Raw genomic sequence first — 7321 nt, 5'->3', positions numbered from 1 at the left:
CCGCACAGACGCGTAGACAGCGCACCGACGCGTGGAACGCGCGCAGCGCTGTGGCGTCCCGCCCGGGGAAGAGCCGGGCAGGGCGCCACAGCGCTGCGGCTTCGAGCACGATCACGGGATCACCCGCGCACACCCACGGCACGGGATCGCGCGCACGCCTCGCGCGCACCCTCGCGCGCACGCCGGAATACGTCCGGCCGACAGGAGCCGACCGGACCGACGTGGTGGGGCCAAGAGGGGCGAGGAGGCCAGGGGCCGGGCCGGTTTACGGCTCGAACTTGTATCCCAGTCCCCGCACCGTCACCAGATAGCGCGGAGCCCCCGGGTCCGGTTCAATCTTCGCGCGGAGACGCTTGACATGAACGTCGAGAGTCTTGGTGTCACCGACGTAGTCCGCGCCCCACACCCGGTCGATGAGCTGCATACGGGTCAGCACGCGGCCCGCGTTGCGCAGCAGCATCTCCAGCAGGTCGAACTCCTTCAGCGGCAGATCCACCTTGCCGCCGGAGACCGTGACGACATGGCGGTCCACGTCCATCCGTACCGGGCCCGCCTCCAGCGCGGCCGGCGTGACCTCCTCCGGCTCGCCCCTGCGGCGGAGCACCGCGCGGATACGGGCGACCAGCTCCCGCGAGGAGAAGGGCTTGGTCACATAATCGTCGGCCCCTATTTCCAGGCCGACGACCTTGTCGATCTCGCTGTCCTTGGCGGTGACCATGATCACCGGGACATTGGACCTGCCGCGCAGCTGACGGCAGACCTCGGTGCCCGGCAGGCCGGGCAGCATCAGGTCGAGGAGGACGAGGTCGGCGCCGTTGCGTTCGAACTCGTCGAGCCCCGCGGGCCCGGTGGTCGCGATCGCGACCTCGAAGCCTTCCTTGCGGAGCATGTAGGAAAGGGCGTCGCTGAAGGATTCCTCATCCTCGACGACGAGCACTCGGGTCACGGAAGGACCTCCGGGGCAGCAATCACGGTCGGGGGAACATCCAGCTCAAGGCTGGTCTCGGTGTCAGTGTCGGTGTCGCTGTTGCGTGCGGTCCGGTCGTCGTCGTCGGAGATCGCGGATGAGCGATCCCGTCCGGCGCCGGCCTCGGGCAGCCTCAGGGTGAAGGTGGAGCCCTGGCCCTCCGAGCTCCATACGGTGACCTCCCCGCCGTGCGAGGCGGCCACATGCTTGACGATGGCGAGGCCGAGCCCCGTACCGCCGGTGGCCCGGGAGCGAGCCGGGTCGACGCGGTAGAACCGCTCGAAGATCCGCTCCCGGTCCTTCTCCGAGATACCTATGCCCTGATCGGTCACGGCTATCTCGATCAAGTCCCCGCCGGTGGCGGAGACACGGTGCGCGGCGATACCGACGCGCGTACGGGCCGGAGAGTAGTTGACGGCGTTCTCGACGAGATTGCCGAGGGCCGCGGCGAGCTGGCCGCGATTGCCCCACACATGGAGATGGACGGTACCGCCCGACGCCATGGTGATCTGCTTGGTGGACGCGGCGTGCCGGGACCGGTCGATGGCCTCGGCGACGAGTTCGTCCACGCGTACGGGCTCGGCGTCCTCCAGCGGGTCGTCGTTCTGCACCCGGGAGAGGTCGATGAGTTCCTGTACGAGGTTGGTGAGCCGGGTCGCCTCGATCTGCATCCGGCCGGCGAAGCGGGTGACCGCCTCGGGGTCGTCGGAGGCGTCCATGACAGCCTCGGAGAGCAGAGAGAGCGCACCCGTGGGGGTCTTCAGCTCGTGGCTGACATTCGCCACGAAATCACGCCGTACGGCTTCGATACGACGGGCCTCGGTGAGGTCCTCGACCAGGAGGAGCACCAGCCGGGAGCCGAGCGGGGCGACCCGGGCGGAGACGGCGAGCGCCTCGCCCCGGCCCGTACCGCGCCTGGGCAGATCGAGCTCGACCTGTCTTATCTCGCCGTCCCGCCGGGTGTCCCGCGCCATGTGCAGCATCGGCTCGACGGCGAGCTTGCCGCCCCTGACCAGCCCCAGCGCATACGCCGCCGAGCTGGCCTTGACCACGGAGTCGCTCTCGTCGAGCACGACGGCGGAGGAGCGGAGCACGGAGAGCACGGTGTCGACACCCGGGGGCAGCACGGCGTCCGTGTGCAGCGAGGTGCGGGTGGGCCGTGTCTGGTCGCGCTCACTCCAGCGGAACGCCAGCATGGCGATCACGCCGGTACACACCCCGGCGATCGCTGCCAATGCGGCGACCGCCGCGTTCACGTCCATGCGACCAGGTTATGCGCGCCCCAGGACACTCTCCCAGCCGTCGAGGTGTCTCCTCCGACACTCGTCGCCCAGAGTTCACCGAGGGGATAGTGCCGGTTCATTTGTGCGGGAGGCGCCCGACGCGTAACGGACACAACGTGGGACCGTGGGGGGCCACACCCCCGGTCAGCCGCTGGTCGAGGCCTCGGTCGGACCCCGGCCGAGGCACCGGCCGGGCCCGTCGGGGCACTGGCCGAAGCCCTGGTCGAACCCTGGTCGAGGCACCGGTCGAAGCTCTGGTCAGGGCTCGGGCGGGACCTGGTCCGGCTCGGGCCGTACCTGGTCCGGCCCGGCCAGGACTTGGTCCGGCTCCGGCCGGCCTCCGGTCGGGGCACCGGCCCTGGGCGGAAAACGTCAAGGTCAAGCTAGGTCAAGAGAGGGACAACCCCATGCGGGACGCGTACCACGAGGAACTGGACTCGATAGGCGAGGACCTGGTCGAGATGGCCCGGCTGGTCGGTTCCGCCATCGGCCGCGCCACGACGGCCATGCTCGACGCCGATCTCAAGCTCGCCGAGAGCGTGATCGCCGCCGATCAGCGGGTCGACGACCTCCAGCACGACCTGGAGGCCAGGGCCATCGCGCTGCTGGCGCGCCAGCAGCCGGTCGCGACCGATCTGCGGATCGTGGTCACCTCACTGCGGATGAGCGCGGACCTGGAGCGTTCGGGCGACCTGGCGCAGCATGTCGCCAAGCTGGCGCGGCTCCGCTTCCCGGGGTCGCCCGTGCCGCACGACCTGCACGCGACGCTGCTGGAGATGGGACAGCTCGCACAGCGGCTGATGGCGAAGACGGCCGAGGTCATCATCACCAAGGACGTCGAGCTGGCGCTTCAGCTCGAACAGGACGACGACGAGATGGACCTGCTGCACCGCACGCTCTTCCAGCACCTGATGGACGACCGGTGGAAGCACGGCATCGAGACGGCGGTCGATGTGACGCTGCTCGGCCGCTACTACGAGCGGTTCGCGGACCACGCGGTGGCGGTCGCCAACCGGGTCGTCTACCTGGTGACGGGTGAGCACGCGGACGAGATCCAGCAGGCGGAGATCCCGGTCGAGGGAGCGTAGGCGGAGGCTGGGTCGGACCGGTTCGAACCGGGTCGGACCAGGAGCCGATCGGGTCGGACCGGGTCGGACCGGAGACCGATCAGGTCGGACCGGGTCGCATCGGAAGCCGATCGGGTCGGACCGGGAGCGGTGCGCACGGCGGGCACGGTAGGCACGGCGGTTCCGTCGGCGCGGTGGGCTCGGGTCGGCGCGGTGGGCTCCGTCGGCACGGCGGGCTCCGTTGGCACGGCGGGCTCCGCCCGCGCGGTGCACTCGGAGGGCTGGGCGGCACGGTCCACTCGAAAGACGGACGGGCGCACGGAGGTGGACGGCCGGGCGCACGGAGGTGTTTGCGCGTATGCGCCGGAGATGCGCCGTTGATGCGCCCGCCGCAGCGGGCATGCAATGGGCACAGGCGCCATCCGTGCACGCCTTCGAGGAGGATCCCATGGCCGATTCCCCTACGCCCGACCCCCGGCCGGAAGCCCCGGCCGGAGCGTCGCACCTGCCCATTCTCGGCGCGTGCGGCTGCGGCTCGGGCTGCGGCTGCGGCTGCCAGTCGGGCGGCTCGTGCCAGTGCGGCGGCGGCTGCTAGCCGCCCGCGTACGCAGAGGATATGAGCGAGCGAAGGGGCCCTGTCCGGAGCGCGGACGGGGCCTCTTCGTATGCGTAGGTCCTGGCCCTTCGCACGGAGGGGGGCGGGCAGCTCGATCTCTGCTGCCGCCACGGGGGCAGAGCCTGCCGGGAGTGGGAGCGGGAGTGAGAAGTGGCACTAACATCCGGCCATGAGCATGATCGGGGAGTATCTGCGTGTCACGGCTGGGGGTACGGAGCCCCGAAGTACCTTCGGGCGGAGCGGGTACGGCTCGCGGCAGAAGCTCTGCGCACCACAAGCTACGACCAGCTCATAGCCGGGGCCGACCCCGCGGAACTCACCCGCGCCGAGGTGTACCCCCTCGGCTGGGACGAGCCCGAGTCCCTTGAATGGGCCCGCTCTTGGTACGCCGGACTCACCCGGTTCTTCGAGGCGGCCGCCAACGCCGACGACGCGGTGCTCGTCTGGCTCGACTGACGGCGGTACGAAATCCGACGGCGGTACGAAGTCCGACGGCGGCGGCCCGGTGCGGCGTAAAGATTCCGGTACGGCGGAAGGGCTCCCGTACGGCGGAGGGCTCCCGTACGGCAAAGAGCCCCCTGACCGTGCGCCAGGAAAGCGCGGGCAGGGGGCTCGCAGCCGTCGGAGCGGGGCTGCTACTTCTTCTTGCCCTGGTTCTTGACGGCTTCGATCGCGGCTGCCGCCGCGTCCGGGTCGAGGTAGGTGCCGCCCGGGGTGAGGGGGTGGAAGTCGGCGTCGAGGTCGTAGACGAGCGGGATGCCGGTGGGGATGTTCAGGCCCGCGATGTCCTCGTCGGAGACGCCGTCCAGGTGCTTGACCAGGGCGCGCAGGCTGTTGCCGTGGGCGGCGACCAGGACCGTACGGCCGGTCAGCAGGTCCGGGACGATCGCGTCGTACCAGTACGGCAGCATCCGTACGCCGACGTCCTTGAGGCACTCGGTGCGCGGGAGCAGTTCGCTCGGGATCGTGGCGTAGCGGGGGTCGTCGCTCTGCGAGAACTCCGCGCCGTCCGCGAGGACGGGCGGCGGGGTGTCGTACGAGCGGCGCCACAGCATGAACTGCTCCTCGCCGAACTCGGCGAGCGTCTGCGCCTTGTCCTTGCCCTGGAGCGCGCCGTAGTGGCGCTCGTTCAGCCGCCAGGAACGGTGGACCGGGATCCAGTGACGGTCCGCGGCCTCCAGCGCGAGCTGCGCGGTGCGGATGGCGCGCTTCTGGACGGAGGTGTGCAGTACGTCGGGCAGCAGGCCGGCGTCCTTGAGCAGCTCACCGCCGCGGACTGCCTCCTTCTCGCCCTTGTCGGTGAGGTTGACGTCCACCCAGCCGGTGAACAGGTTCTTCGCGTTCCATTCGCTCTCGCCGTGGCGGAGGAGGATCAGCTTGTACGGTGCGTCGGCCATGGGCCCGAGCCTAATGGACCCGCCTTGAGCGCCTGGAGCCCCTGCCTCGATTGGCGACGGCCGTCAATTGACTGGCGCCTGCCGGGCTCTCGTACGTAAGTTTCCATTGGCTGCTCGGCCACTTACCGGCACTTACCAGCCGCCGGTCCGGGTCGTCCGCCGGCCGCGCGGGTCTGCTCGGGCTTCGCGCGTCGTCCGGTCAGGTCCACCGTGTGGCCACCCACGTCGTCCGGTCATCCATCGGGCCACTGATCCGGCCGCCCGGCCATGAGCCGGCCACGGCCTCGGGGGGAAACGTATGTCCGTCGCCAGTTCGGTCGCCGGTGTCAGACGCGCCACACGGGAGAGCGTCTCCGGGCTGCCTCGGGAGTTCTGGTGGCTGTGGACGAGCACACTGGTCAACCGGCTCGGCGCCTTCGTCGCCACCTTCATGGCGCTCTACCTCACCCTGGACCGGGGTTACTCGGCCTCCTACGCCGGGCTGGTCGCCTCGCTCCACGGGCTCGGCGGAGTCGTCTCGTCCCTGGGCGCCGGGGTGATGACCGACCGGCTCGGCCGGCGGCCCACCCTGCTGATCGCCCAGTCGTCGACGGCCGCCTCGGTGGCGCTGCTCGGTTTCATGCGGGACCCGGTGTCGATCGCCGCCGTCGCCTTCCTGGTGGGAATGGCCTCGAACGCCTCGCGCCCCGCCGTGCAGGCGATGATGGCGGACATCGTCAGACCCGAGGACAGGGTGCGGGCGTTCTCGCTCAACTACTGGGCGGTCAACCTGGGCTTCGCGATCTCCTCGGCGGGCGCGGGCTTCATCGCGCAGTACAGCTACCTGGCGGGCTTCCTGGGCGAGGCCGCGATGACCCTCGCCTGCGCCGTACTGATCTTCCTGAAACTGCCGGAGTCCCGGCCGGAGCGTACGTCTGGTGCGGGGAAGACGGGAGTGGGGGGAGTGGCGGGAGTGGGGCCGGGTGCGGAAGGCGCGGGTACGGGTGTAGGTGCGGGTGCGAGTGCGGGTACTGAGGTAGGGGCCGGGGCGGCGGGTACGGGTGCGGAGGTAGCGGCCGGGGCGGCGGGTACGGACATCGGGCTGGGGACCGTCCTGCGGGACGGCCGCTTCATGAGCGTCGTCACACTGTCCTTCGTCGTGGCGCTCATCTTCCAGCAAGGTTTCGTCGGTCTGCCGGTGGCCATGGGCGCCGACGGTTTCACCAGCGTCGACTACGGCACGGCCATCGCGGTCAACGGCGCACTGATCGTGGTCCTGCAGATCCCGGTCACCCGCTTCATCCAGCACCGCGACGCGCGCCGGCTGCTGATTCTCTCGTCGGTACTCGCGGGCTACGGCTTCGGCCTGACGGCGTTCGCCGGGGCGTCGCTCACCCTCTACACCTTGACCGTGTGTGTATGGACTCTGGCCGAGATCGTCAACGCCCCCACCCAGACCGGACTGGTGGTGCGCCTCTCCCCGGTGCACGGCCGGGGCCGGTACCAGGGCATGTACACCATGTCCTGGTCGGTGGCGGGCCTGGTCGGCCCGCTGATGTCGGGCCTGATCATCGACCGGTACGGCGCGGAGTGGCTGTGGGGCGCGTGCGCCGTACTGGGAACGGTGGCGGGGCTGGGGTACTGGCTGCTGATGCGGGAACTGCCGGAGGAGGACGGGGCCGGAAAAGGGGAAGGGCAGGGGGACGGGGAAGGGCAGGGGCAGGGGGACGGGGAAGGGCAGGGGCAGAGGCAGGGGGAACGGGAAGGGAAAGGGGCAGGGGGCGCGGGCACCGGGGACGGGGAAACGGGGCAAAACCGACCGTTGAGGGGTCGGCTGCGGGTCAGGACCGAGGGGTAGTCGGGGTGGGCCGGTAGGTCCCGTGCCACGCGGGGGCCGCCCCTCTGGCTTTGAGTTTCGCGATTCCGGGCCGGGCGTCAAGGGCGCTCCTTCGTCGCGTCGGCAAGCCGATTTCGCTGCGCTCCACCCTTGACTCCCGTCCCTCCATCGCAAG

At 70.4% G+C, this 7321-nt stretch carries 6 protein-coding genes; 3 read left to right on the top strand and 3 right to left on the bottom strand.

Annotated elements, in window-relative coordinates; genetic code table 11:
- Positions 1 to 265 precede the first annotated feature (265 nt).
- Together ACWGDX_RS15100 and ACWGDX_RS15095 are read right to left on the bottom strand one after the other, a co-directional pair.
- The gene (locus ACWGDX_RS15100) at positions 266 to 946 is read right to left on the bottom strand and encodes a response regulator transcription factor (RefSeq protein WP_046498012.1); all 681 of its coding nucleotides are present in this window, start codon (positions 944 to 946) and stop codon (positions 266 to 268) included.
- Positions 943 to 2229: a sensor histidine kinase gene (locus ACWGDX_RS15095; protein ID WP_453625676.1), complete on the bottom strand. Its 1287-nt coding sequence runs from the start codon at positions 2227 to 2229 to the stop codon at positions 943 to 945. The genes ACWGDX_RS15100 and ACWGDX_RS15095 overlap by 4 nt, the downstream gene beginning before the upstream one ends.
- A gap of 428 nt (positions 2230 to 2657) precedes the next feature.
- Between ACWGDX_RS15095 and phoU the strand changes: the two genes are divergently transcribed.
- Together phoU and ACWGDX_RS15085 are read left to right on the top strand one after the other, a co-directional pair.
- Positions 2658 to 3338, top strand: coding sequence for a phosphate signaling complex protein PhoU (gene phoU / locus ACWGDX_RS15090; protein WP_453625675.1), 681 nt, complete (start codon positions 2658 to 2660; stop codon positions 3336 to 3338).
- Between the two features lie 745 nt (positions 3339 to 4083).
- The gene (locus ACWGDX_RS15085) at positions 4084 to 4389 is read left to right on the top strand and encodes a DUF1877 family protein (RefSeq protein WP_453625673.1); all 306 of its coding nucleotides are present in this window, start codon (positions 4084 to 4086) and stop codon (positions 4387 to 4389) included.
- A 179-nt stretch (positions 4390 to 4568) separates the two neighbouring features.
- Here the strand turns inward: ACWGDX_RS15085 and ACWGDX_RS15080 are convergent, their stop codons facing one another.
- Positions 4569 to 5330: a phosphoglyceromutase gene (locus tag ACWGDX_RS15080; RefSeq protein WP_365901987.1), complete on the bottom strand. Its 762-nt coding sequence runs from the start codon at positions 5328 to 5330 to the stop codon at positions 4569 to 4571.
- Between the two features lie 298 nt (positions 5331 to 5628).
- Between ACWGDX_RS15080 and ACWGDX_RS15075 the strand changes: the two genes are divergently transcribed.
- Positions 5629 to 7167 (top strand): MDR family MFS transporter, encoded by a 1539-nt coding sequence (locus ACWGDX_RS15075; protein ID WP_453625671.1) that lies wholly within the window; start codon positions 5629 to 5631, stop codon positions 7165 to 7167.
- Positions 7168 to 7321: the final 154 nt, after the last annotated feature.

It is taken from the genome of Streptomyces sp. NPDC055025 (assembly GCF_053608565.1).
The sequence above is the reverse complement of the archived record's forward strand: the minus strand, read 5'-3'. Positions and strand labels throughout refer to the sequence as shown.